We start from the raw sequence: 22124 nt of genomic DNA on the forward strand, positions 1-22124 counted from the left end.
TCGCTCCCGTGTTTCATCGCGGCGGCTCCAGCAGCAGGCGGAAGTCCTCGACCCGGTTCGGCAGCGGCCCGTTGTCGGTGGCGGTTCGCTGGGGCAGCAGCACGCCCTTCAGCCAGAGGTAGATCAGCACCTGCCCGTTCACGGTGATCGGCGGCGCGTCGATGAACTTCTGCAGCTTCACCACCAGCGCCTTCAGATCCTCCTTGCCCCGCTGCATCGCCGACGAGATCGCCGCCAGCTCGCGCAGCAGCGTGCGCAGCCGGGCGGCGTGCCGCGGGTAGACCGTGAGGTTGGCCTCCTTGGCCAGCTCGGTCAGCGCGACGATGACCTTCTTCACGTGCTTGCGCCCGTGCACGATGCGCGTGGTGGCCGCGGCGAGCGTCCCCGGCAGCCGGTCCAGCTCGGGGCTGCCCTTGGCGAGGTCGTCGCCCAGCTTGGCCAGCGCGTCGATGCTGGTCCCGAGGTCCTGGCGGGCCGCGGCGTAGGCGTCGGTGACCTCGGCCGTCTGCTTGATCAGCTTGTTGACGTCGTCGCCCTGGCCCGCGAACGCGGTGGAGGCGGCGTCCAGGATGGCGTTCACGTCCTGCGCGCCGAGCGCCTCGATGAGCGGCCCGGCCTTCGCGGTGACCTGCTCGATGTCCGGCTCGACCGACGTCTCGGAGATCGTGGCGCCGTCCTTCAGGTACGGTCCCGTCGACAGGTCCTTGCCCTTCGGCGGGGTGAGCAGGATGTAGTTCTCGCCCAGGACCGACGTCTTGGCCACCGTGGCCGTGCTGCCCTCGGGCACCCGGTGCTCGGACTGGATCGACATCGTCACCCTGGCCTGGTAGCCCTGCAGCCGGATGCCGGTGACCGTGCCCACCCGTACGTCGGAGATCTGCACGCTGTGCCCGGCCACCAGGCTCTGCACGTCGTCGAAGGTCGCGTTCAGGGTGAGGTCGCCGGTGGTGGCACCGAGCGTCTGCAGCGAGCACGACGCCGTCACGGCGAGCGCGAGCAGCCCGGCCAGGAGGCGCGATCTCATCGTTTCCTCCCCTGCTCGTAGGGGCAGTTGCTGAGCCCGGCGGGCAGGCACGGGACCTTGCCCAGGCCCAGCGAGTCGAACAGCGGCGCCAGGTACGCCTTGGTCATCGCGTTGAGCACGACGCGGATCTTCAGCACGTGCTGCTTCCTGTCCCACGAGTCGACGATCACGTCGGCGAAGTCGGCCGCTCCTTTGACCGCCCGCGCCATGGAGGCGCTGTTGGCCCGGACCGTCAGCACCAGCTCGGCCAGGGTGCTCGCGGCCTGCGGGAGCCGTTCGGAATACTGCTCGATGATCACGTCGCCGCGCCGCACGAAGTCGGCCATGCCGGAGATGAAGCCGCGCAGCCGCCGCCGCTCCTCCGCCAGGATCGCGCTGGCCTCGGCGAACGAGTCGATCGCGCCCGTCACCTGGCTCTCTCGCCTGTTGAGGCTGGTGGCCAGCCTGTTCAGCCCTTTGGCCAGGTCGACGAGCTGCTGGTCCTGCTTGGCCAGGGTGCCGGTGAGCTCGGAGGTGTCCGCGATCACGTTGTTGATCGTCTTGCCCCGCCCTCGCACACCCTGCGCGAGATCGCCCGCCACGTCGCCCAGCTTGTCGTCGTCGAGCGCGTCGGTCAGCTTGGTGAACGCGTCCAGCGCGTCGTCGATCTCCACCGGCAGGTCGGTCCGCTCCAGCGGGATGGTCGCCCCGGGCTGGATCCGCTGCTGGCCCGGCTTCCATGGGGGATAGAGGACGACGTTCCGCTCGCCGAGCGTGTTCTGGGGCGCGACCACAGCCTTCACATCGGCGGGAAGGGGAACCACCCGATCCACCAGCAGATCAACCCGCACTTTATTCCCAAAAATGCGGATTTTCTCGACATATCCGGCGTCGAGCCCCATCACCTTGACCCGCGCCTCCTCGTACAGGGAAGGCGCCTTGCTGAAGATCGCCACCAGCCGGTACGGCTCCGCCCCCAGCACGGAGCACCCCGACGTCAGGAGCATCCCGGCCAACAGGACCGCGAGAAGTCGTCTCATCGATCGTTCTTTCTGTCCTTGGCGATGGCGGTGAGCACCTCGGGGTTGATGGGCCCCAGGCCCGTGGCTATGGCCTCGAGCCACGGGCCTTGGCCGCCCATCGTGGACAGACCGGAGAACGTCGGGCCCGCCCATGCCAGGAGCGAATTGAGCTGCTTGTTGCTGTCGCTCAGTCGCGTGGTGATGGCCGCGTTGTCGTCGAGGACCTGGATCAGCGAGCCCTCGTGCTCGTTGATCAGCCGGGTCGTGCTCCGCACCAGGTCGCTGCCGTCGCCGAGCAGGGTACGCAGCTCGTTACGGCGTGCGCGCAACTCGCGAAGCATCACCTCGATGGCGTCGATGAGCCGTCCGAGCTGCTTGTCCTTCTTCTCCAGGACATTAATGATCTTTGTGCCGTTGTCGAGGAGGCGCTGGAGCTGGGGCTGGCTCTCGCTGATCGTGTCCGACAGGTCGCCGATGTTCTTCAGCAGCCTGGTGACGCGGCCCCGCTTGGCGAGGTCGACCTTGTCCAGCTCGGTGAGCAGGTCGTCCACGGCGTCGGTGTCCAGCCGCTCGACCAGCCGGGTCGCGTCCTTGATGGCGTCGTTGATGAGGGTGGGCACGCCGGTCCGGTTCACGGGGATGCGCCGCCAGCCCTCGGGGAGCTGGTCGATGTAGGGGGCGGAGACGGCGCCGGTGAGTTTGACGTACCGGCCGCCGAGCAGGTTGGACAGGGCGATGTCGGCGCGGGTGCCGCGGCCGAGGCGTACGTCGCTGTCGACCTTCCAGGTGACGACCACGTTGCCCTGCGCGTAGTCGGGGCGCACCTCGGTGACCTTGCCGACGCGCACCCCGGCGACCCGGACGTCGTTGCCGGTGCGCACGCCGCCCGAGTCCACGAAGACGCCCGACATGTAGTAGCCGCCCTCCAGCAGCCCCAGGTTGCCGACCAGGAACGTGGCGACCAGGATCGCGGCGAGCGTGGCCACCGACACCAGGCCGACGGCGATCTTGTTGCGGTCGCGGAAGGACTTGAGTGCCATCACTGACCCACCATGAGCTTCCGCAGGTCCTTCTCGCTCTGGATCCTGGTGTTGCGCAGCGGCGGCGGGCTCTGCATCCCGTACGGGCAGGGCGCGGCGCTCAGGGCGACGCAGGGGACCGCGGTGATGAAGTAGTGGCCGCGATTGACGGTGGAGTGGGCCCGGGCGAACAACGGCTGGAACGTGCTGACCGTCTTGTCGATCTCGTCCACGTGCCGCCGGATGCCGCCGGTCAGGCCGGACAGGTTGTCGACCAGGGCGCCCAGCTCGTCGGCGTTCTTGCCGAGCACCTCGTTGGAGGTGTGCACGGTCGTGGACAGCTCCACCAGCGCGTCGTCGATCAGCCCGCGGTTGTCGGCGAACGCCTCCGAGAGTGTGACGAGGTTGTCCACGAGCTGCTCGATCTGCTTGTCGCGCCTGGCGACCACGCCGGTGACGGTGGCGTAGTCCTTCAGCAGTTGCTGGATGGTCTGCTTGCGGTCGTTGACCGTGGTGGTGATGGCGTTGACGTTGTCGAGCAGCCTCGGGATGTTGTGCTCGTTGCCCTTGAGCGACTTGGCGGCGGCGGTGAGGAGCTGGTTGATCTGGTCGGGGTCCAGGCTGCGGGTCAGCGGGCCGAGGTCGCTGACCAGCTCGCCGATGTCCACGACGGACGACGTGCGCACGATGCGCGACCCGGGCGCCAGCCTGCCGGGCGCGGTGCCGGGCAGCAGGTAGACCACGCGCTGGCCGACGGCGTTGCGCCAGCGGATGGCGGCCTCGGTGTCGGTCGGCACCCTGACCGCGTCCTGCACCTCCATGCTCACCTCGGCCCGGCCGTTGACCACCTTGATGGTGTCCACCTGGCCGACGGGCGCCCCGGCGATCTTGACCTGGTCGCCCTCGACCAGCCCCGACACATCATCGAAAGTCGCGATCAGCCGGTATCCGCCGCCCGTGCTCACCCTGGCGATCTGCACGGTGATCAGCACGATCAGTGCCACGCTCAACCCGACGAACAGGGCGAACCGCACGAACGTCCAGGCGTGCCGCATGTCACCGCCTCCCGTCGGTCGGGCCGCAGGCGCCGACGATGAGCTCGCAGATGTCGGTGGCGACGAACGCCTCGACCTGGAGCTGGCGGGTGTTGCCGGGACCCTGGGCCTCGATCAGCTCGTTGAGCAGGTCCACCAGCTTGTTCAGGCCGCGTACGCCGTCGCCGGCCAGGCCGAGCTGGGCGTAGATGAGCGCGGCCACCCGCTCGCCCGAGTGCACGCCGGCCCGCAGATCCTGCCGGTGCTTGGACAGCCCGTGCGCCGCCAGGCCGGAGACGGAGGTCACCTCGTCGAGCAGGACGCGTACCTTGTCGGCCCTTTTCAGCAGGTCCGGGGTGATGACGTTGACGTCGGACGAGATCGAGACGAGCTCGTCTCCCTTGTCCGACAGCGCCGTGCCCAGCAGGGCGGCGTCGTGGAGGAACTGCCTGGCCCGCCCGCGCTGCCGGTGCGCGACGCCGACGACGGTGCCGGCGTCGCCGATCAGCTCGCGCAGGTTCTCGCCCTCGCCGTCCAGCCCCTTGGCCAGGGTGTGCACGATGACCGTGACCTCGCGCGGATCGACGGCGTCCAGGCCGCGGTAGGCGGCGCCGAGCGTGTCGGACAGGTCGAGCGGCTCCTCGGTGTCGGTGATGACGGCGCCCGCGGCCAGGTAAGGGCCGGTGGTCTCGCCGGAGCCGAGCTTGAGGTTGATGAACTTGGGGCCGAACACCGACGTCGGCTCGACGGACGCGACCGTGGACTGCGGCACCCTGACGCCGGGCTCGACGTGCATGGTCACCACGGCGTGGCCCTTGGCGTCGAGCGACACGTTCGTCACGTCGCCGACCGTGATGCCGCGGATCTTAACCGGGGAGTTGGTGTCCAGGCCCTGCCCGGCCCGGCCGAACACGGCGTCGATCCTGGTCCCGCGGATCTCGTTGGCGGTGCGTACAACGTAGAAGGTCCCGGCCGCGAACAGCACGAGCACGGCGAGCGCGATGCCCATCCGGGCGGCGAGGGAGAGCTCGAATCGGGTCACCGGCTCACCCCGTCAGCGGTATGTTGCCGCCGCCACCCCAGAACAGGTACGACAGCAGCAGGTTGAGCAGCACGATCGTGACGATCGACTGGCGGATGGCGCGCCCCGCCGCCACGCCCACGCCCACGGGCCCGCCGGTGGCGTGGAAGCCGTGGTAGCAGTGGATCACGATGACGGCGAAGGCGAACACGCCGACCTTGGCGACGCTGAACACGATGTCGCTGACCGGCAGGTACAGGTAGAAGTAGTAGTCGTAGACCCCGGGCGCCAGACCGAACAACACCGTGCACATCAGCCGGGTGGCGAAGAAGCTGGCGAACAACGCGATCAGGTAGATCGGCATCAGCGCCAGCAGCGCCGCGACGACCCGGGTGCAGATCAGGTAGGTGAAGGCGTTGATGCCCATCACCTCCAGCGCGTCGATCTCCTCCGAGATCCGCATCGCGCCCAGCTCCGCCGTGAACGACGAGCCCACCTGGGCCGCCAGGGCGGTCGCGGCGATGATCGGGGTGATCTCGCGGACGTTGGCGAAGCTGCCCACCAGGCCCATGAACGACTCCGCGCCGATCGCCTGCAACCCCTGGTAGCCCTGCAGGCCCACGGTCGCGCCGACGACGAACGCCATCGTGAACACCACGAAGATCATGCCGCCGCCGATGACGGTCGCCCCGACGCCGACCACGACGTCGCTGACCTGCCTGATGACGACCTTGAAGTATTTGAGCCGCAGGATCACGTCGCGGACGGAGTAGAACAGCACCTTCCACACGAACAGCGGCCAGTCGGCCAGCGTCGCGAACCGCTCGGCGACATCCCGCCCCCTGAGTGCGAGCCTGAGACCGGCGGTCCTCGTCACCATCAGAGCGACCTCGGCGGGTAGGCCAGGAAGTACACGGCCGAGATCACGTAGTTGAACGTGAACACCAGCATGAACGTCACCACGGTCGCCTGGTTGACCGCCCGCCCCACGCCGACCGGGCTGGTCGCGCACGTCATGCCCTTGTAGCAGGCCACCGCCGCCGCGATGAACCCGAAGATCCACGCCTTGAACAGCGTCACGTACAGGTCGGAGGCCACGACCAGCGACAACGCGCCGTCGAAGTACGCGCCGGGGGTGACACCCTGCACGACCACGTTGAAGAAGTAGCCGCCGGTCGCGCCCGACAGGATGACCAGCGGGCACAGGCACACCGCGATCGTGCTGGCCGCCCACATGCGCGGGGTGACCAGGCGATGGATCGGGTTGACCGACATGACCTCCATCGCGCTCAGCTCGTCGCGGATGTTGCGCGCGCCGATGTCGGAGGTCATCGCGCTGCCGCCGGCCCCGGCGATCAGCAGCGCGCTGGCCAGCGGCGCCACCTCGCGGATCAGGCCGACGAAGACCGCGCTGCCGGTGGCCGAGCCGGCGCCGAGCTGCCAGGCCAGCTCGCCCACCTGCAGCGCCACGGTGGCGCCCAGCGGCAGGGAGACGAGCAACACGGGGACGCTGGTGACGCGGGCGAGAAACCAGCACTGGTCGACGAACTCCCACCACCAGCTCCGGACGTCCCAGCTCCTGCGCAATCCCTCCAGGACGATGACGAACAGGTCACCGACCTGGCCGAGCATCGATCCGGCCCGGCGTCCGACGTACCCGGACAAGGCCATCAGGTGACCACCTCCGCCGCCTACGGATGACTGACCCTACTGACGGGTTGTCTAGTAGTCGATGCTTTCGCCGGAATTTGCGCGAAAGGTATGAGACGCAGGTCACACGTTGTCAGTCAGGTACGAAACGTGATCGCCCCGTTACAACAGGGCACCCATCCAGGACTCGACCTCGTCCGGGTGGCGGGGGAGACCCGAGGACATGAGCGCGGCGCCGCCGGCGGTGACGACCAGGTCGTCCTCGATGCGGATGCCGAGGCCGCGCAGCTCCGCGGGCAGCGTCAGGTCGTCCGGCTGGAAGTACAGGCCCGGCTCGACCGTGAGCACGTTGCCCTCCTTCAGGACGCCGTCCAGGTAGACCTCGGCGCGTGACTTCGCGCAGTCGTGCACGTCCAGGCCGAGCATGTGGCCGCTGCTGCACAGGGTGTAGCGCCGGTAGAGGCCGGTCTCCAGGAGGGCGTCGGTGGAGTCCGTCAGCAGGCCCCAGTCGCGCAGGCCGTCGCAGATGACGCGCATCGCCGCCAGGTGGAAGTCGCGGAAGCGGGCGCCCGGCCTCAGGGTGGCGATGGCCGCCGTCTGGGCCTCGTACACCAGCTCGTACGCCTGCCGCTGCACGCCGCTGAACCTGCCCGACATGGGGAACGTGCGGGTGACGTCGGCGGTGTAGAACGTGCCGGACTCGACGCCCGCGTCCAGCAGCAGCAGGTCCCCGGGGTCCAGCGCGCCGTCGTTGCGGATCCAGTGCAGGACGCAGGCATGGGACCCGGAGGCCACGATGCTGTCGTAGCCGACCGCGTCGCCCTCCAGCCGCGCCCGCAGCCCGAACACGCCCTCCAGATACCGCTCGCCGCGCGGGTGCCCGAGCGCCTGGGGCAGCGCGCGTACGACGTCCTCGAAGCCGCGCACGGTCGCGTCCACGGCCGACTGCAGCTCGCCGACCTCCCACTCGTCCTTGACCAGCCGCATCTCGGCCAGGAACGACTCCAGCTCGCCGTCACCCTCGCCACGCGGCGCCGTCGCGTCCACCGAGGCGTCCACGCCGCGCAGCACCCTGGCCGGCCGCGCCAGGTCCAGGTCGCGAATGTGCGCGCACTCCACCTGGTACAGCTCCGCCGCCTCCACCAGGTCAGGCCTCGGTCCCGTCCAGAACTCGCCGTAGCGGCGGTCCCGGTAGAACTCCTGGCCCTCCTCGCGCGGCGCGCGCGGCCGCACGTACAGGACGGCCTCGCCCGACGGCTCGATCACCAGCACGTCGTCGGACTCGTTCGCGCCGGTCAGATACGAGTACGCGCTGTGCGGCCGGAACCGGTAGTCGCTGTCGTTGCTGCGGACCTTGAGCCTGCCCGACGGGATCACCAGCCGCTCGCCGGGGAAGCGGTTCGCCAGCGCGGTGCGGCGCTTGGCCGCCCACGGCGCGATCGGCCGGGCGGTCACCTCGGCGCGCCGGGCGCCCGCCCAGCCCGTCCGCATGAACGCGGCCAGCTCCTCGGTGATCGGCAGGTCATGGCTTCCGGTGTTGAGCGGCTCGGTCATTTAGCTGTCCTTGAGTGATATTTCGGTTTTGGTACGGGTTCACGTTCGGCAGCAGCCTACGTGAGCGCTTGACTCCGTCCCCGCGGGGTTGTTTGCCTGGACGCAGGGCTGGAACACTGAGGGCAGAGGTGGTGCACATGCTCATCGGGACGATCCTGCGCGGCAAGGGCAGCGACGTGACGACCGTGGCGCCGGGCGCGACGGTGCGGGAGTTGCTCGCCAGACTCGCAGAGCGCAACATCGGAGCCGTCGTCGTCTCCACCGACGGCTTCACCATCGAGGGCATCGTGTCGGAGCGTGACGTCGTGCGCCGCCTGCACGACCGCGGCCCGGCGATCCTGGACGAGCCGGTGTCCTCGATCATGACCACCGAGGTCCGCACGGTCGGGCCGGGCGAGAACGTCGACTCGCTCCGGCGGACCATGACCACGCAGCGGTTCCGGCACATGCCGGTCGTCGAGAACGGCCGCTTGGTGGGCATCGTGAGCATCGGTGACGTGGTCAAGAGCGCCATCGAGGAGTTGGAGACGGAGAAGGCGTCGCTCGTCGATTATCTCCATCGTTGACAGGGATGGCAGGCTTGGTCCGTGATGTACGGGCCGCCTCCTGACTACCCTCGGGCTCCTGAATACCCTCGCGCGACGAGCAGTCCGACGATCATCCTGCTCGTCTCGGGGCTCGCCGCCCTGCTGGGGTTCCTGCTGGGGGTGTTCGTGGGGTTCGGCGCGGGCACGACGTCGGAGCCGGCCGCGCCCAGGGTCACGGTCACGGTCGAGGAGACCGAGACCGCGGAACCGGAGGCCACGGCGCCCACCCAGACGGCGCCCACCCAGACGGCACCGCCCGCGACCACCTCGCAACCGACCGCGCCACCGGCTCAGACCGGCCAGCCCTTGCCCAGCCAGACCGCACCGGGGCAGACGCAAGGGGCCAGTACCACTCCCGCCGTCAATCCCGCGTCCCTGCGCACGCTCGTCGTGGGCACCGACATCCAGCCGGGGACCTACCGCACGACCGGGCCGACGGCGGGCAACAGCATGTGCTTCTGGGCCCGGCTGCGGGGCGCCACCGGCGGTGTGATCGCGACCGGCATGCCGACGGGGCCCGCCACGGTCACCATCGGGCCCTCGGACAAGGAGTTCCAGACCGGCGGATGCGCGCAGTGGACCAGGGCATAACGCCGTTGTTTGCACTGGTCGGGCGGGCGTAGGAGGATGCGCACAGCCCATCAAGGAGGAAGACATGTCGGTGTTGCAGAGCTTCGTGGACAGCGTGCGCAGCGGGGCGATCGAGGTGATCGACCTCACCGCGCCCCTCTCGTCCGAGACACCGATCCTCCAGTTGCCCGAGCCGTTCGGCAACACGATCCCGTTCCGCCTGGAGGAGATCAGCCGCTACGACGACCGCGGCCCCGCCTGGTACTGGAACGACATCCACACCGGCGAGCACTCCGGCACCCACTTCGACGCGCCCATCCACTGGGTGACCGCCCGTGACGGCCAGGACGTCTCCCAGGTGCCCGCGCGCAGCCTGATCGCGCCCGCCGTCGTGCTCGACTTCGCCGACGAGGCGGCCAAGGACCCCGACTTCCTCCTCCAGATCGACCACGTCAAGGAGTGGGAGCGCGCCAACGGCCCGCTGCCCGACGGCGGCTGGCTGCTCTACCGGACCGGCTGGGACACCCGATCCGGCGACCAGGCCGCCTTCCTGAACGCCGACGAGACCGGTCCCCACACGCCCGGCATCTCGGTGGAGTGCGCCTCGTGGCTGGCGTCCGAGACCCCGATCGTCGGGCTCGGCGTCGAGACCGTGGGCACCGACGCGGGCACCGCCCACTCCTTCGACCCGGCCTTCCCCTGCCACTCGTTCCTGCTGGGCGCGGGCAAATACGGCCTGACCCAGTTGCGCAACCTCGACCGCCTGCCGGGGACCGGCGCCGTCGTGGTCGCACCGCCGCTGCCCATCGTGGGCGGCTCCGGCAGCCCCGTGCGGGTGCTCGCTCTGGTGGAACGTTGATCGTCGCGGAGGCCGTCGGCCGCGTCCTCGCCGCCTGCGGCGTCGAGACGGTCTTCGGCGTGGTCGGGAGCGGCAACTTCCACGTCACGAACGCGCTCGTGGCAAGCGGCGTACGCTACGTCGCCGCGCGCCACGAGGGCGGGGCCACCACGATGGCCGACGCCTATGCCCGGATGAGCGGCCGGGTCGGGGTCGTGTCGGTGCATCAGGGGCCGGGGCTCACGAACGCGATGACCGGTCTCACGGAGGCGGCCAAGAGCCGTACCCCGATGGTCCTGCTCGCCGGAGAGGCCACCGAGGTCTCGTCGAACTTCCACATCGACCAGGCCGCCCTGGCCGGGGCGGTGGGGGCGGTGCCGATGCGGGTCACCTCCGCGGAGGGTGCGGGGGAGCAGGCGTCGGAGGCGTACCGGGTGGCCGTGGAGGAGCGGCGTACGGTGCTGCTGAACCTTCCGCTCGACATCCAGGCCGCTCCCTTCGACGGGCCGCTGGAGGCCGGGCGCGCGTCGGGCCGGTCATCCGCTGTCACAGGGACCTCTGGTGCGCCGTCGCCCGGTGCGGTGATGGAGCTGGCGCGGCTGCTCAGTGGGTCCAGGCGGCCCGTGTTCATCGCCGGGCGCGGGGCCCGGCACGCGCGGCGGGAGCTGGAGGAGCTCGCCGACCTCGTGGGCGCCCTGCCGGCCACCTCGGCCGTGGCCAGGGGGCTGTTCCGCGGCAGCCCGTGGGACCTCGACGTGAGCGGCGGCTTCGCGACGCCGCTGACCGCCGAGCTGATCCGCGACGCCGACCTCGTCATCGGGTGGGGGTGCGCGCTGAACATGTGGACCACTCGCCACGGCACGCTGATCTCACCGGGCACGAAGGTGGCGAAGGTGGACCTCGACCCGGCGGCGCTGAAGGCGTACGTGCCCGTCGACCTGGGTGTGGTGGGCGACGTGGGGCTCGTCGCGAGCGCGCTGACGACCCACCTCACCGAGCCCAAGCCCGAAGCCGCCGGGCGGGGGTATCGCTCGCCCGAGATCGCCCGCCGCATCCAGGCCGAGGGACGTTGGCGGGCGGTGCCGTACGAGGACGAGAGCGGCGGCGGCCGGATCGACCCGAGGACGCTCACCATCGGCCTGGACGACCTGCTGCCCAGGGAGCGGATCATCTCCATCGATTCCGGAAATTTCATGGGATATCCCTCGATGTTCCTCGATGTCCCGGACGAGGGTGGATTCTGCTTCACGCAGGCGTTCCAGTCGATCGGCCTGGGGCTGGCGACGGCGATCGGCGCCGCCGTGGCCCGGCCGGACCGGCTGCCGGTCGCCGCGCTCGGCGACGGCGGCGCCCTCATGAGCATCGCGGAGCTGGAGACCGTCGTCCGGCTCGGCCTGCCCATGGTGATCGTGGTCTACGACGACGAGGCGTACGGCGCCGAGGTGCACCATTTCGGGCCGCACGGGCACCCGCTCGACACGGTCAGGTTCCCACCGGCCGACCTGGCCGCCATCGCCAGGGGCCACGGCTTCGCCGCCGTGACGGTCACGGAGCGGGCCGACCTGGCGGGCGTGGCCGAGTGGCTGGACGGGCCGCGAGATCGGCCGCTGCTGGTGCACGCCAAGGTCACCGGAGAGCACGGCTCCTGGTGGCTGGAGGAGGCGTTCAAGGGGCACTAGAGCTTGCGGTAGGTGCGGGCCTCCTCGGCCGCGGCCAGCACGTCGGCCAGCGGCACGCCCGCGCCCGCCGCCACCGCCGCCGCGATCGCGCCCTCCACGAACGGCACGTCCGCCACCACCACCCGCCCATCCTCCTCCACCAGGCGGGCGGTCAGCACCGAACTGCCCAGATCGGGCACGATCACCACTCCGTCCCCCTGATCCACGGCCCGCACCGCCGCCTCGATGAGATCCAGGCTCGTGCCCAGCCCGCCGTCCTGCGTGCCACCGGCCGGGGCAACGGGCGTGTCGGCGCCCGCGATCCCCCGGGCCAGCGCCGCCGCCTCCGCCGCCAGCCCGGCACTGTGCGAGACCAGCACGAGCCCCACCATCACGCGACCACAGCCGCCAGCGCCGCCATGAACAACGCCGCCGAGGCCGCGCCCGGATCCTCGTGCCCGACGCTCCGCTCTCCCAGGTAACTGGCCCGCCCCTTGCGCGCCCGCATGGGGATCGTGGCCTTCGCCCCCTCCGCCGCCGCGCGCGCCGCCTGCTCGAACGCCTCCCGCACCCCCACCCCATCCCGTACGGCCAGCGCCAGCGCACGGGAGGCCGGAGCCAGCGCGTCCACCATGGTCTTGTCACCCAGCGCGGCCTTGCCCAGCCGTTCGACCGCCACAACCCCGTCCTCGAAGGCCCCCGCGAACCCCGCCAAGGTCACTGGCGACTCCAGCGACTTGCCCATCTGCCGGAACACGGACCCGTACAGCGGCCCGGAAGCGCCCCCGACGCGGCGGATCAGCGTCGCGCCCGCGGACGTCAGCACCTGCCCCGGCGAGGACGGCGGCGAGTCGGCCAGCGCCTTGCCGACCTCGGTGAGGCCGCGGTCGAGGTTCGTGCCGTGGTCGGCGTCGCCGATCGCGGCGTCCAGCTCGGTCAGGCGGTCGCGGTCCCTGCGCACCAGCCTGGCAGCCTCCTCGAACCAGGCCACGAACACGTCGGTGTCCATCAGCGCCCCCACCGCAGCCCGGGCGTCTCGACCGGCGCGTCCCACAGCCGGGTGGCCGCGTCGTCGAGCAGGCAGATCGACACGGAGAAGCCTGCCATGTCCAGGCTTGTCACGTAGTTGCCGACGAGCGAGCGCGACACCCGCGCCCCCTTCCCCTTCACGAACGCCGCCACCTCCGCGAACGCCACGTACAGCTCCATGAGGGGGGTGCCGCCCATGCCGTTCACCATGACCAGCAGGTCGCCGCGCAGCGGCAGGTCGCCGTGGATGGCCTCCATGGCGATCCCGGCCAGCTCGCGGGCCGAGGCCATCGGCACCCGCGCCCGTCCCGGCTCGCCGTGGATGCCGATGCCCAGCTCCACGTCCGTCTCCGGCAGGTCGAAGGTCGGCTTGCCCGCGTGCGGCGTCGTACAGGAGGTCAGCGCGATGCCGAACGACCTGCTGCGCTCGTCCACCTCGCCCGCCACGGCGGCGACCTCGGCCAGCGGCGCGCCGCGCTCGGCCAGCGCCCCCGCCATCTTCTCCACGAACAACGTCGCCCCGGTGCCGCGCCGGCCCGCCGTGTAGAGGGAGTCCTGTACGGCCACGTCGTCGTCGACCAGCACGCTCGCCACCGCGACGTCCTCGACCAGCTCGGCTGCCATCTCGAAGTTCAGGACGTCGCCGGTGTAGTTCTTGACGATGTGCAGGACCCCGGCGCCGCCGTCCACCGCCCTGGTCGCGTCGATGATCTGGTCGGGCACCGGGGAGGTGAAGATCTCGCCGGGGCACGCCGCGTCGAGCATGCCGTACCCGACGAAACCGGCGTGCAGCGGCTCGTGCCCGGAGCCGCCGCCGGAGACCAGGCCAACCTTCCCGGGGCGGGGGCCCTCGGCGCGGTAGACCACCTGGTCGCGGATCCGCAGCGAGGGGTGGGCCGCGGCCATGCCGTTCAGCGCGTCCTCAACGACGGAGTCGGCCGTGTTGATGAGCTTCTTCATGGTGAAAAGATCTGCCCGTTTTCACGAAGACGCAAGCGTCGACGGTGGGTGGTCAGCCTCCCGACTACCGTGAAACCTGCCTGAGTAGGCTACCTTCTGGACATGGCTGAGATCGTGTACCCGCCGGTGATCGCCGCCGCGCGGACCCTGTTTCGCATGCTCGACGTCCGCTTCCACATGGAGGGGACCGAGCACGTGCCCAGGACCGGGGGAGCGGTGCTGGTGAGCAACCACATCAGCTACCTCGACTTCATCTTCGCCGGGTTCTCGGCGCTGCCGTCGAAGCGGCTGGTGCGGTTCATGGCCAAGCAGGACGTGTTCGACCACCGGATCTCGGGGCCGCTGATGCGCGGGATGCACCACATTCCGGTCGACCGGGGGGCGGGGGCGGGCTCGTACGCCACCGCTCTGCGGATGCTGAAGGCCGGAGAGGTGGTCGGGGTCTTCGCCGAGGCCACGATCAGCCGTTCGTTCACCGTCAAGGAGATCAAGAACGGTGCCATCCGGATGGCCCAGGCGACCAAGACGCCCGTCATCCCTGTGGCGTTGTGGGGCAGCCAGCGCTTCTGGACCAAGGGGCGGTCGAAGCAGCTCCTGCAGCGGCACGTGCCGCTCACGATCCTGGTGGGCGAGCCCATGCACCCGAAGCGGGGCGAGAACGTCGACGAGCACGCGGCCAATCTGCACGCGCGCATGTCGGAGCTCGTGGACCGGGCGCAACGCACGTACCCGGAGGTGCCACCGGGGGTGTGGTGGCAACCTGCCCACCTCGGGGGCACCGCGCCGACCCCGGAGGAGGCGGCCGCCATGGACGCGGCCGAGGCCGAGGCCCGGGCGAAGAAGGAGTAGCGTCCCCCGCCTGGGCGGGGGCGCCGGTGGGGTCAGATGGCGGCCTGGTAGGCGCTGGCGCGCATGCCTGCCAGCAGACTCGCGGTCTGCTCCGGCGTGAAGCGGCGGACCGGGTCGTGGTACAGCAGGCCCTCGATCAGCGGCCGCATCACCCCGGCGCGCCGGGGCGGCGGGTAGGGGCCGCTCCGCGCCATGCCGAGCACCGTGGCGGCGTCCTGCCCGGGGTAGGGCGGCTGGCCCTCGATGGCGCTGTAGAGCGTGGCGCCGAAGGACCACATGTCGGCCTCCTTGCTGGCCGGCCCGCCGTGCAGCCGCTCCGGCGCCATGAACGCGGGCGTGCCGCGCAGCCGCCGCGACGTCGTCATGCGGATGTCGCCCTCGGCCGTGGCGATGCCGAAGTCGGTCAGCACCACCCGGTCGCCGGTCAGCATGACGTTGGCGGGCTTCACGTCACGGTGCAGCACGCTGGCCTGGTGGGCGGTACGCAGCGCCGCGAGCAGGTGCTGGCCGATCGCCGCCACCGACTGCGCGGGCAGCGTGCCCACCTGGGAGAGCAGTTGGTGCAACGACAACCCGTCGAGGTATTCCATCACGATCCAGAGCTTGCCGCCCTCCTCGATCAGGTCGTGCACCGTCACGATGTTCGGGTGCGACAGGCCGGCAGCCATCCTGGCCTCGCGCAGCACCCGGCGGCGTACCATCTCGGCCTCACCGGCCAAGGTCAGCTCCTTAAGCGCCACCGAACGGTGGAGGAGTTGATCGAACGCCCGCCAGACGACTCCCATACCCCCACGACCGGCCTCCTCGTTCAGGAGGTACCGTCCGCCGATCTCCCGCATACCATCCCCTCAAGCTCGGGGGATAATCATGTCACTTCAGCAAAGGCTGTAGGGTGCCTAACGTGATCTGGATATGTCGGAAAGTGTAGGTTCGCTGGTCAGCGGCCTAGAAATTCGATCCGACAAAGCGCGCCACACGAGTCCGACTGCTAGCAAACATACTCCTGTGGCGCCCGCCAGGACGGCCCCGAGGCCCGCGAACTCGGCCACGACGCCCCCGAGCGCCGCCCCCAGCGGCATCCCACCCATCCCGACGAGCCGGTATGCCGAATTGACCCGCCCGAGCAATTCCGCCGGAATCAGCCGTTGCCGGATCGAGATCACCAGCACGTTCCCGGCCGCCCCGGTCACGCCCCACAGGACGGCGGTCGGGTAGAGCGTCCACGGCGAAGGTACGATCATCGGCACCAGGAGCAGCAGGCTGGTGATCAGCCACGCGCCCACGAGCGTCCCGAACTCCCCGAAGAGCCTCGCCGCCCGCCCTGACAGCAGCGACCCGAACACCGCCCCGACCGCGAAGGCCGTCGTCATCAGGCCGTATTCGCTCGGCTCCAGCCCGATCATCGACCCGTCGCCGACCGCCCACAACACGAAGACGGCGAAGTAGGCGGCGTTGGCGAGGTTGAGCAGGCCCGCGGTGATCGCCAGGCTCCGCAGGACCCGGTGGGACCAGAGATAACGCAGTGCCTCGCCGATGTCCTGCCACAGCGTCCGCCGCCGATCTGCCGGAGAGCCGGAAGGGTCGTGGCTCGTCCGATGTCCGGCCGCCTCGCTCGGGTAGCCGTGCATACGGGGATCGGCGTGGGTGGGGCCGTCTGCGCCGGCGTCGGCACCGCCCGTAGGGGAGTCCGCCGGGTCACTGGGGCGGTCGCCCCTGCGGGAGCCGGCTAACGCGAACGTGCCGCGCATGCCCAGCAGGAGCAGGCCCGCGACGCCGTACAGCAAGGCCGGGGCGCCGAAGATGACGGCGGGGAGGGCCGCGACGAGCAGGCCCGCCACCGGGGCGCCGACGAAGTCGTTGCCGATCATCTGGGCCGTGGACACGCGGCCGTTGGCCCTGGTGAGGTGCTCCTGCGGCACGGTCATGGGCAGGATGGACTGCGCCGAGACGTCGGCGAAGACCTCGCTCACGCTGGCCAGGAGCACGGCCGCGAGCAGGACCCAGAGGTCCAGCACGCCGAGGGCCGCCAGGAGGGCGGTGGCGGCGAGGATCGCGGTGCGGGCGGTGTTGGCCAGCACCATAATGCGGCGCCGGTCGGCCCGGTCGGCGATGGCGCCCGCGTGCAGCGCGAACAGCAGCCAGGGCGCCGTCGCGGCCGCTCCCACCAGGGACACCAGGGTGGGCGAACGCGTCATCGACACGGCCAGCAGCGGGGCGCCGACCTTCAGCACGCCGTCCGCCAGATTGGACAGCGCGGTGGAGGACCACAGAAACCCGAACGAGCGCCCAAGACCTGCCACAGTTCACTCCAGTAGTGTGTAAGGGAAAGTGTGCATGGATTCCTTTGCAAAGATAGGCTTGCACAGAATGCAGAGCAAGAGGTTCTCCGCCCGTACGCTCGACGCGAACGCGTTGAAGTCCTTCGCCCACCCGCTGCGACTGCGGATCTACGACCTGCTGGACGAGCACGGGCCCTCCACCGCCACGAGGCTCGCCGCCCTGCTGGGGCACAACACCGGCGCGACCAGCTACCACCTGCGTGAGCTGGCCAGGCACGGCATGATCGAGGTCGCGCCGGAGATGGGCCGCGGGAAGGAGAAATACTGGCGCATCGTGCGGGGCGGCTTCACGTACGGCGACACGCCGCCCGACGCCGAGGCGGCGAGCGCCCTGGAGTTCCTGCTGGACGACCTGGTGCGCCAGCGCGGCGCGGAGCTGGCCCGGTGGCGCGAGGAGGCGTCCGGGGCGCCGGAGGAGTGGGTGCAGGCCAGCACGTTCGGGCGGCGGTCGCTGCGGCTCACGCCGGCGGAGACGGCGGAGATGCGGGACGAGGTGTTCGAGGTGCTGGAACGGTACCGGACGGTGTCGGACCGCAGGGAACGCGAGCCGCGCGCCGCCGCCGAGGACCCGTCGCTCGGCCACGTGGTCATCCACTTCGACGTCCTGCCAGTGGGGACACGGGATGGCGGATAGGCGCCTCACCGGCGAAGAAGCAGGGCACACGGGCATGGCAGGGCCGAGAGCGAAGGCAAGTCGCTGACGGACTATGTGCGCGACCTGCTGAACGAGGAGGCCTCGGTCCCGACCTTGGACGAGGTGATGACCAAGGTCGCGTGGCCGGGCGCCGTGTAAGGCCCTGCGACCAAGGGTGATCTCAGGTCTCGCGGGCCCCGTCGTATGCCTCGCGGGCCCCGAGGACGTGGTCCAGCTTGCCTTCGACCCATCGGGTCAGCGTCCATACCTGCTCGGCGACCTCGTGGCCGATGGGGGTCAGCGAGTAGTCCACGCGGGGTGGGATGACGGGCTTGGCGTCGCGGTGGATGAAGCCGTCACGTTCCAGGGTCTGCAGGGTCTGCGCGAGCATCTTCTCACTCACCCCTCCGACCTGGCGGCGCAGCTCGCTGAAGCGGTACGAGCGCTGCCGCAGCGCGGCCAGGATCAGTACGGCCCAGCGGCTGGTGACATGTTCGAGCACACCGCGTGAGGGGCAGTCCGCGCGATTGACGTTCGGCGGCGATCCCAGGGTCTCCTCCCGCGGCGCGAGCCCTCCGGATACCGGCCTTTCCCTTACAGCCATACCAGTACCTTACTTCAAAGTGGGTACTTATTGCAGCCTCAGTACAGGTCCTATGGTGAGCTTACAGGTGCAGGACCTGCACTGATGGCACACACTGAACGGGAAGAAGCACTCCGATGAGCATCGTCATCACCGCAGCGACTGGACGGCTCGGCCGTATCATCATCGCGGACCTGCTTGCCGCCGGTGTACCGGCGGACGGGATCACGGCCGTCGCGCGCAGCAAGGACAAGGCCGCCGATCTGGTGGCGAAGGGCGTCCGGCTGCACACCGCCGACTACGACCGGCCCGAGACCTTCGCGGGGGCGTTCCGGTCCGGGGACCGGGTGCTGCTGATCCCCGGCGGCGACGTTGGCAGGCGCGCGGAGCAGCATGCGACGGTGATCGACGCGGCGAGGGAGGCGGGCGCGGCACAACTGGGGTACGCCGGCGCGTTCGGCGGGCCCGAGGCCGACTTCCTGCTCGCGGACGACCACAGCAAGACCGAGCGACTGATCCTCGACTCCGGGCTGCCCTACACCTTCCTGCGCAACAACTGGTATTCCGAGGTGTACGCGGGCGACATCAGTGACTTCGCCGGAGTGCTGGAGCGGGGCGCCATCGTCACCAACATCGCCGCCGGCAGCCGCATCGCCACGGCTCCGCGCAGGGACTTCGGCGCGGCCGCCGCGGTCGTCATGAAGGACGACGGGCACCTGAACACCGCGTACGAACTGAGCGGCGACACCGCGTGGACCTTCGAGGAGTTCGCCGAGGAGGTGTCTCGGCAGAGCGGCAAGAAGATCGTCCACACCTCCCTCACCGCCGCCGAGCGCAAGACGCTGCTCACCGGCGCGGGGGTCCCCGACGCCTTCGCCGACGTCCTCGTGGACCTTGACAACGCCATCAGCCGGGGCGTGCTGTCGGGCACGCCGGGCGATCTGTCGCGGCTCATCGGACGCCCGACGACGCCGATCGCCGACACGATCGCGGCGGCGCTGGCGTCCTGAGACGTCCGCGTCCTCCGGGACGGTCCCCGGCGTCGCCGCGCCGGTGCGGACGCCTCGATCGTTTCCGGCTGCTGGCCGACGTGAAAGGAGATGACCACCGATACCCGCCGCCCGCGGCGTGGAGAGTCGAACGCCCCCGGCCGATCGTCCGGGCCGGGGGCGCAGGGTGATGGATCAGCCCATGTGCGGATAGCGGTGGTCGGTCGGCGGGACGAACGTCTCCTTGATCGTGCGGGCGTTCACCCAGCGGATCAGGTTGAAGATCGAGCCCGCCTTGTCGTTCGTGCCCGAGGCGCGGGCGCCGCCGAACGGCTGCTGGCCCACGACCGCGCCGGTCGGCTTGTCGTTGACGTAGAAGTTGCCGGCCGCGAAGCGCAGCCGCTCCGACGCCGACGCGATGGCGTACCGGTCCTGGGCGATGATCGACCCGGTCAGCGCGTACGGGGCGATGCCCTCCATCTGGTCGAGCACCGTGTCGAAGTCGCGGTCCTCGTAGACGTGCACGCCCAGGATCGGCCCGAAGTACTCCTTGACGAAGATCTCGTCGGCCGGGTCGGCGCACTCCAGAATGGTCGGCTTCACGAAATATCCGACCGAGTCGTCGTACGAGCCGGTGAGCAGGTCGATGTTCGCGGACGCCCGCGCCCGGTCGATGGCCGCCTTGTGCTTGGCGAACGCCCGGTTGTCGATGACCGCCCCCATGAACGTCGACAGGTCCCCCGCCACGTCCCCCACGGTCAGCGACTCGGACACGGAGACGAAGTCGTCGCGCATGCGGTTCCAGACCGAGCGCGGCACGTACGCCCGCGAGGCCGCCGAGCACTTCTGCCCCTGGTACTCGAACGCGCCCCTGATCAGCGCCGTCGAGAGCACGGCCGGGTCGGCGGACGGGTGCGCGAGCACGAAGTCCTTGCCGCCGGTCTCGCCGACCAGGCGCGGGTAGCCGTGGTAGTGGGCGATGTTCGCGCCGACCGTGCCCCACAGGTGCTGGAACGTCGCGGTCGAGCCGGTGAAGTGGATCCCGGCCAGCGCCGGGTGCGCGAGCGCCACCTCGGAGACGGCCTGCCCGTTGCCGGTGACCATGTTGATCACGCCGGGCGGGAGTCCGGCGGCCTCCAGCAGCCGCATCGTGAAGTGCGCGGCGAACTGCTGGGTGGGCGACGGCTTCCAGACGACGACATTCCCCATCAAAGCGGCAGAAGTCGGCAAATTTCCGGCGATGGCGGTGAAGTTGAACGGCGTGATCGCGAGCACGAACCCCTCGAGCGGCCGGTACTCCATCCTGTTCCACACGCCGGGCGACGAGATCGGCTGGTCGGCGTAGAGCTGCCGGGCGTAGGCCACGTTGAACCGCAGGAAGTCGATCAGCTCGCAGGCCGCGTCGATCTCCGCCTGCTGCGCCGACTTGGACTGGCCCAGCATGGTCGCGGCGTTCAGCGTCGCCCGCCACGGCCCGGAGAGCAGGTCCGCGGCCTTCAGGAAGATCGCGGCCCGCTCGTCGAACGACAGGGCCCGCCAGGCGGGCGCCGCCCGCAGCGCGGCGGAGACGGCGTCCTGCACGTCCTGGGCCGTGGCGTCGTTGGCACGGCCCAGGACGGAGGCGTGGTTGTGCGGCTGCACCACGTCGATGGGGGAGCCGCCGCCGAGGCGCTGCTCGCCGCCGATGGTCATGGTCAGGTCGATCGAGGACCCGGCCAGCTCCTTGACGCGGTCCTCCAGCACGGAACGCTCGGCGCTGCCCGGCGCGTAGCCGAACACGCGCTCGTTGGCGGGAACCGGGACGTTGCTGATGGCATCCATTTACTTACCCCCAAGGGCACGAAGGAAGAAGGCGACGTTGGCGGGCCGCTCGGCGAGGCGGCGCATGAAGTAGCCGTACCAGTCGTCGCCGTAGGGGACGTAGACGCGGACCGTGTGACCGGCCCCGGCCAGGGCCTCCTGCCGGTCGGTCCGGATTCCGTAGAGCATCTGGAACTCGTGGTCGCCGATCGTCCGCCCGAACCGGTCGGCGAGCAGCTCCGTGATCGAGATCATCCGGTCGTCGTGCGTCGCCACCATGGGGTACCCCTTCCCCGCCATGAGGATCCGCAGGCATCGCACGTACGCCTTGTCCACGGCCGTCCTGCCCTGGTGCGCGACCGAGGCGGGCTCGCGGTAGGCGCCCTTGACCAGGCGCACCCTGGAGCCCTCCGCCGACAGGTCGCGGCAGTCCTCCTCGCTGCGGAACAGGTACGCCTGGATCGCCACGCCCGTCGTGGGATAGTCCTCGCGCAGCTTGCGCAGGATGGTCAGCGTCGAGTCGACGGTGGTGTGGTCCTCCATGTCGAGGGTGACGGTCGAGCCGTTGACCGCGGCGGCGGCGCAGATCTCGCGGGCGAACTCCAGCGCCATCGACTCGTCCAGCCGCTGCCCGACGGCCGACAACTTCACAGACACCTCGCCCCGGCGCCCGAGCTGGAGCGGCCTGAGCGCCTCCAGCAGCGTGAGGTAGGCGTTCGCGGTGTCCTCGGCGGCCCGCGCGTCGCGCGTCTCCTCGCCGAGGTGGTCGACGGTCACGGCGAGTTTCGCGTCGCGCAGCCGTTCGACGGCGTCGCGGGCCTCCTGGACGCCTTCCCCGGCGACGAACCGCCGCACGACCTTCCGGGTGAGCGGGAAGCCTGACACCGAGCCGCGTACGACCCGGCTCCTGGAAGCGGCGAGCAGCAGTTGACCGAGCATGGCTCCAGTCTAAAAACGCAGCTCAGAGGGGGCCATCGACGTGCGT

The 22124-nt window shown here is 70.2% G+C and carries 23 protein-coding genes; 7 read left to right on the top strand and 16 right to left on the bottom strand.

What is annotated here, in order from left to right; all coding sequences use genetic code 11:
* Positions 1 to 13 precede the first annotated feature (13 nt).
* The 8 genes from ACFLIM_RS02340 to ACFLIM_RS02375 form a co-directional block, all read right to left on the bottom strand.
* Complete coding sequence (locus tag ACFLIM_RS02340) at positions 14 to 1024, bottom strand: MCE family protein (protein WP_393161323.1); 1011 nt, start codon at positions 1022 to 1024, stop codon at positions 14 to 16.
* Entirely contained in the window at positions 1021 to 2043 is a 1023-nt protein-coding gene (locus ACFLIM_RS02345) for an MCE family protein (protein WP_393161325.1), read from the bottom strand. Before ACFLIM_RS02345 ends, ACFLIM_RS02340 begins: the two co-directional genes overlap by 4 nt.
* A complete protein-coding gene (locus ACFLIM_RS02350) occupies positions 2040 to 3065 on the bottom strand; it encodes an MlaD family protein (protein ID WP_393161327.1) in 1026 nt (341 codons plus the stop codon). The genes ACFLIM_RS02345 and ACFLIM_RS02350 overlap by 4 nt, the downstream gene beginning before the upstream one ends.
* Positions 3065 to 4099, bottom strand: a complete 1035-nt coding sequence (locus tag ACFLIM_RS02355) for an MCE family protein (RefSeq protein ID WP_393161329.1) — start codon at positions 4097 to 4099, stop codon at positions 3065 to 3067. The genes ACFLIM_RS02350 and ACFLIM_RS02355 overlap by 1 nt, the downstream gene beginning before the upstream one ends.
* Before the next feature lies 1 nt (position 4100).
* On the bottom strand, positions 4101 to 5120 hold the full coding sequence (locus ACFLIM_RS02360; RefSeq protein ID WP_393161331.1) for an MlaD family protein: 1020 nt from the start codon (positions 5118 to 5120) through the stop codon (positions 4101 to 4103).
* A 4-nt stretch (positions 5121 to 5124) separates the two neighbouring features.
* Positions 5125 to 5979 carry an MlaE family ABC transporter permease gene (locus ACFLIM_RS02365; protein ID WP_393161333.1) on the bottom strand — a complete coding sequence of 285 codons (855 nt, stop codon included), beginning with the start codon at positions 5977 to 5979 and terminating at the stop codon, positions 5125 to 5127.
* Positions 5979 to 6770: an MlaE family ABC transporter permease gene (locus ACFLIM_RS02370; RefSeq protein ID WP_393161335.1), complete on the bottom strand. Its 792-nt coding sequence runs from the start codon at positions 6768 to 6770 to the stop codon at positions 5979 to 5981. The genes ACFLIM_RS02365 and ACFLIM_RS02370 overlap by 1 nt, the downstream gene beginning before the upstream one ends.
* Positions 6771 to 6911: 141 nt before the next feature.
* Positions 6912 to 8303, bottom strand: a complete 1392-nt coding sequence (locus ACFLIM_RS02375; RefSeq protein WP_393161337.1) for an aminopeptidase P family protein — start codon at positions 8301 to 8303, stop codon at positions 6912 to 6914.
* Positions 8304 to 8440: 137 nt separating this feature from the next.
* Here ACFLIM_RS02375 and ACFLIM_RS02380 point away from each other — a divergent pair, with 137 nt between their 5' ends.
* The 4 genes from ACFLIM_RS02380 (at position 8441) to ACFLIM_RS02395 (ending at position 11977) form a co-directional block, all read left to right on the top strand.
* Positions 8441 to 8869, top strand: a complete 429-nt coding sequence (locus tag ACFLIM_RS02380) for a CBS domain-containing protein (protein ID WP_393161339.1) — start codon at positions 8441 to 8443, stop codon at positions 8867 to 8869.
* 21 nt (positions 8870 to 8890) lie between these two features.
* Positions 8891 to 9481, top strand: coding sequence for a hypothetical protein (locus ACFLIM_RS02385; RefSeq protein WP_393161340.1), 591 nt, complete (start codon positions 8891 to 8893; stop codon positions 9479 to 9481).
* Positions 9482 to 9545: 64 nt separating this feature from the next.
* Positions 9546 to 10319 carry a cyclase family protein gene (locus ACFLIM_RS02390; RefSeq protein ID WP_393161342.1) on the top strand — a complete coding sequence of 258 codons (774 nt, stop codon included), beginning with the start codon at positions 9546 to 9548 and terminating at the stop codon, positions 10317 to 10319.
* Positions 10316 to 11977, top strand: coding sequence for a thiamine pyrophosphate-binding protein (locus ACFLIM_RS02395; protein WP_393161344.1), 1662 nt, complete (start codon positions 10316 to 10318; stop codon positions 11975 to 11977). The genes ACFLIM_RS02390 and ACFLIM_RS02395 overlap by 4 nt, the downstream gene beginning before the upstream one ends.
* Here the strand turns inward: ACFLIM_RS02395 and ACFLIM_RS02400 are convergent.
* From ACFLIM_RS02400 to dhaK, 3 genes are read right to left on the bottom strand one after another with little or no spacing between them, the layout of a single operon-like run.
* Positions 11974 to 12348 (bottom strand): PTS-dependent dihydroxyacetone kinase phosphotransferase subunit DhaM, encoded by a 375-nt coding sequence (locus ACFLIM_RS02400; protein ID WP_393161346.1) that lies wholly within the window; start codon positions 12346 to 12348, stop codon positions 11974 to 11976. The two genes, ACFLIM_RS02395 and ACFLIM_RS02400, sit on opposite strands and share 4 nt — an antisense overlap.
* Positions 12348 to 12965 (bottom strand): dihydroxyacetone kinase subunit DhaL, encoded by a 618-nt coding sequence (gene dhaL, locus ACFLIM_RS02405; protein WP_393161348.1) that lies wholly within the window; start codon positions 12963 to 12965, stop codon positions 12348 to 12350. Before dhaL ends, ACFLIM_RS02400 begins: the two co-directional genes overlap by 1 nt.
* The gene (dhaK, locus tag ACFLIM_RS02410) at positions 12965 to 13945 is read right to left on the bottom strand and encodes a dihydroxyacetone kinase subunit DhaK (RefSeq protein WP_393161350.1); all 981 of its coding nucleotides are present in this window, start codon (positions 13943 to 13945) and stop codon (positions 12965 to 12967) included. The genes dhaL and dhaK overlap by 1 nt, the downstream gene beginning before the upstream one ends.
* Positions 13946 to 14047: 102 nt before the next feature.
* Between dhaK and ACFLIM_RS02415 the strand changes: the two genes are divergently transcribed.
* Positions 14048 to 14794: a lysophospholipid acyltransferase family protein gene (locus ACFLIM_RS02415; protein ID WP_393161352.1), complete on the top strand. Its 747-nt coding sequence runs from the start codon at positions 14048 to 14050 to the stop codon at positions 14792 to 14794.
* Positions 14795 to 14826: 32 nt separating this feature from the next.
* Here ACFLIM_RS02415 and ACFLIM_RS02420 read toward each other — a convergent pair whose 3' ends face one another.
* Together ACFLIM_RS02420 and ACFLIM_RS02425 are read right to left on the bottom strand one after the other, a co-directional pair.
* Positions 14827 to 15633: a serine/threonine-protein kinase gene (locus tag ACFLIM_RS02420; RefSeq protein ID WP_393161354.1), complete on the bottom strand. Its 807-nt coding sequence runs from the start codon at positions 15631 to 15633 to the stop codon at positions 14827 to 14829.
* Positions 15634 to 15690: 57 nt separating this feature from the next.
* Positions 15691 to 17094, bottom strand: a complete 1404-nt coding sequence (locus ACFLIM_RS02425) for an MFS transporter (RefSeq protein ID WP_393161356.1) — start codon at positions 17092 to 17094, stop codon at positions 15691 to 15693.
* A gap of 67 nt (positions 17095 to 17161) precedes the next feature.
* Between ACFLIM_RS02425 and ACFLIM_RS02430 the strand changes: the two genes are divergently transcribed.
* Entirely contained in the window at positions 17162 to 17767 is a 606-nt protein-coding gene (locus tag ACFLIM_RS02430; RefSeq protein ID WP_393161358.1) for an ArsR/SmtB family transcription factor, read from the top strand.
* A gap of 181 nt (positions 17768 to 17948) precedes the next feature.
* On the opposite strand, the gene ACFLIM_RS02435 is transcribed toward ACFLIM_RS02430, so the two are convergent.
* Positions 17949 to 18371, bottom strand: coding sequence for a winged helix-turn-helix transcriptional regulator (locus ACFLIM_RS02435; protein ID WP_393161360.1), 423 nt, complete (start codon positions 18369 to 18371; stop codon positions 17949 to 17951).
* Positions 18372 to 18487: 116 nt separating this feature from the next.
* Here ACFLIM_RS02435 and ACFLIM_RS02440 point away from each other — a divergent pair, with 116 nt between their 5' ends.
* Positions 18488 to 19360, top strand: coding sequence for an SDR family oxidoreductase (locus tag ACFLIM_RS02440; protein ID WP_393161362.1), 873 nt, complete (start codon positions 18488 to 18490; stop codon positions 19358 to 19360).
* A gap of 174 nt (positions 19361 to 19534) precedes the next feature.
* Here ACFLIM_RS02440 and pruA read toward each other — a convergent pair whose 3' ends face one another.
* Both pruA and ACFLIM_RS02450 read right to left on the bottom strand, forming a co-directional pair.
* Positions 19535 to 21160, bottom strand: coding sequence for an L-glutamate gamma-semialdehyde dehydrogenase (gene pruA, locus ACFLIM_RS02445; protein ID WP_393161364.1), 1626 nt, complete (start codon positions 21158 to 21160; stop codon positions 19535 to 19537).
* The gene (locus ACFLIM_RS02450) at positions 21161 to 22078 is read right to left on the bottom strand and encodes a proline dehydrogenase family protein (protein WP_393161366.1); all 918 of its coding nucleotides are present in this window, start codon (positions 22076 to 22078) and stop codon (positions 21161 to 21163) included. It abuts the gene before it with no gap.
* Positions 22079 to 22124: the final 46 nt, after the last annotated feature.

It is taken from the genome of Nonomuraea marmarensis, from assembly GCF_043197025.1.
Lineage (GTDB): Bacteria > Actinomycetota > Actinomycetes > Streptosporangiales > Streptosporangiaceae > Nonomuraea > Nonomuraea marmarensis.

What these genes read in the sequence shown, in the direction of transcription:
- ACFLIM_RS02340 (WP_393161323.1), bottom strand. Translation starts at nt 1,024, where the DNA reads ATGAGATCGCGCCTCCTGGCCGGGCTGCTCGCGCTCGCCGTGACGGCG.
- ACFLIM_RS02345 (WP_393161325.1), bottom strand. Translation starts at nt 2,043, where the DNA reads ATGAGACGACTTCTCGCGGTCCTGTTGGCCGGGATGCTCCTGACGTCG.
- ACFLIM_RS02350 (WP_393161327.1), bottom strand. Translation starts at nt 3,065, where the DNA reads ATGGCACTCAAGTCCTTCCGCGACCGCAACAAGATCGCCGTCGGCCTG.
- ACFLIM_RS02355 (WP_393161329.1), bottom strand. Translation starts at nt 4,099, where the DNA reads ATGCGGCACGCCTGGACGTTCGTGCGGTTCGCCCTGTTCGTCGGGTTG.
- ACFLIM_RS02365 (WP_393161333.1), bottom strand. Translation starts at nt 5,979, where the DNA reads ATGGTGACGAGGACCGCCGGTCTCAGGCTCGCACTCAGGGGGCGGGAT.
- ACFLIM_RS02370 (WP_393161335.1), bottom strand. Translation starts at nt 6,770, where the DNA reads ATGGCCTTGTCCGGGTACGTCGGACGCCGGGCCGGATCGATGCTCGGC.
- ACFLIM_RS02375 (WP_393161337.1), bottom strand. Translation starts at nt 8,303, where the DNA reads ATGACCGAGCCGCTCAACACCGGAAGCCATGACCTGCCGATCACCGAG.
- ACFLIM_RS02380 (WP_393161339.1), top strand. Translation starts at nt 8,441, where the DNA reads ATGCTCATCGGGACGATCCTGCGCGGCAAGGGCAGCGACGTGACGACC.
- ACFLIM_RS02390 (WP_393161342.1), top strand. Translation starts at nt 9,546, where the DNA reads ATGTCGGTGTTGCAGAGCTTCGTGGACAGCGTGCGCAGCGGGGCGATC.
- ACFLIM_RS02400 (WP_393161346.1), bottom strand. Translation starts at nt 12,348, where the DNA reads ATGGTGGGGCTCGTGCTGGTCTCGCACAGTGCCGGGCTGGCGGCGGAG.
- dhaL (WP_393161348.1), bottom strand. Translation starts at nt 12,965, where the DNA reads ATGGACACCGACGTGTTCGTGGCCTGGTTCGAGGAGGCTGCCAGGCTG.
- dhaK (WP_393161350.1), bottom strand. Translation starts at nt 13,945, where the DNA reads ATGAAGAAGCTCATCAACACGGCCGACTCCGTCGTTGAGGACGCGCTG.
- ACFLIM_RS02415 (WP_393161352.1), top strand. Translation starts at nt 14,048, where the DNA reads ATGGCTGAGATCGTGTACCCGCCGGTGATCGCCGCCGCGCGGACCCTG.
- ACFLIM_RS02420 (WP_393161354.1), bottom strand. Translation starts at nt 15,633, where the DNA reads ATGCGGGAGATCGGCGGACGGTACCTCCTGAACGAGGAGGCCGGTCGT.
- ACFLIM_RS02430 (WP_393161358.1), top strand. Translation starts at nt 17,162, where the DNA reads ATGCAGAGCAAGAGGTTCTCCGCCCGTACGCTCGACGCGAACGCGTTG.
- ACFLIM_RS02435 (WP_393161360.1), bottom strand. Translation starts at nt 18,371, where the DNA reads ATGGCTGTAAGGGAAAGGCCGGTATCCGGAGGGCTCGCGCCGCGGGAG.
- ACFLIM_RS02440 (WP_393161362.1), top strand. Translation starts at nt 18,488, where the DNA reads ATGAGCATCGTCATCACCGCAGCGACTGGACGGCTCGGCCGTATCATC.
- pruA (WP_393161364.1), bottom strand. Translation starts at nt 21,160, where the DNA reads ATGGATGCCATCAGCAACGTCCCGGTTCCCGCCAACGAGCGCGTGTTC.
- ACFLIM_RS02450 (WP_393161366.1), bottom strand. Translation starts at nt 22,078, where the DNA reads ATGCTCGGTCAACTGCTGCTCGCCGCTTCCAGGAGCCGGGTCGTACGC.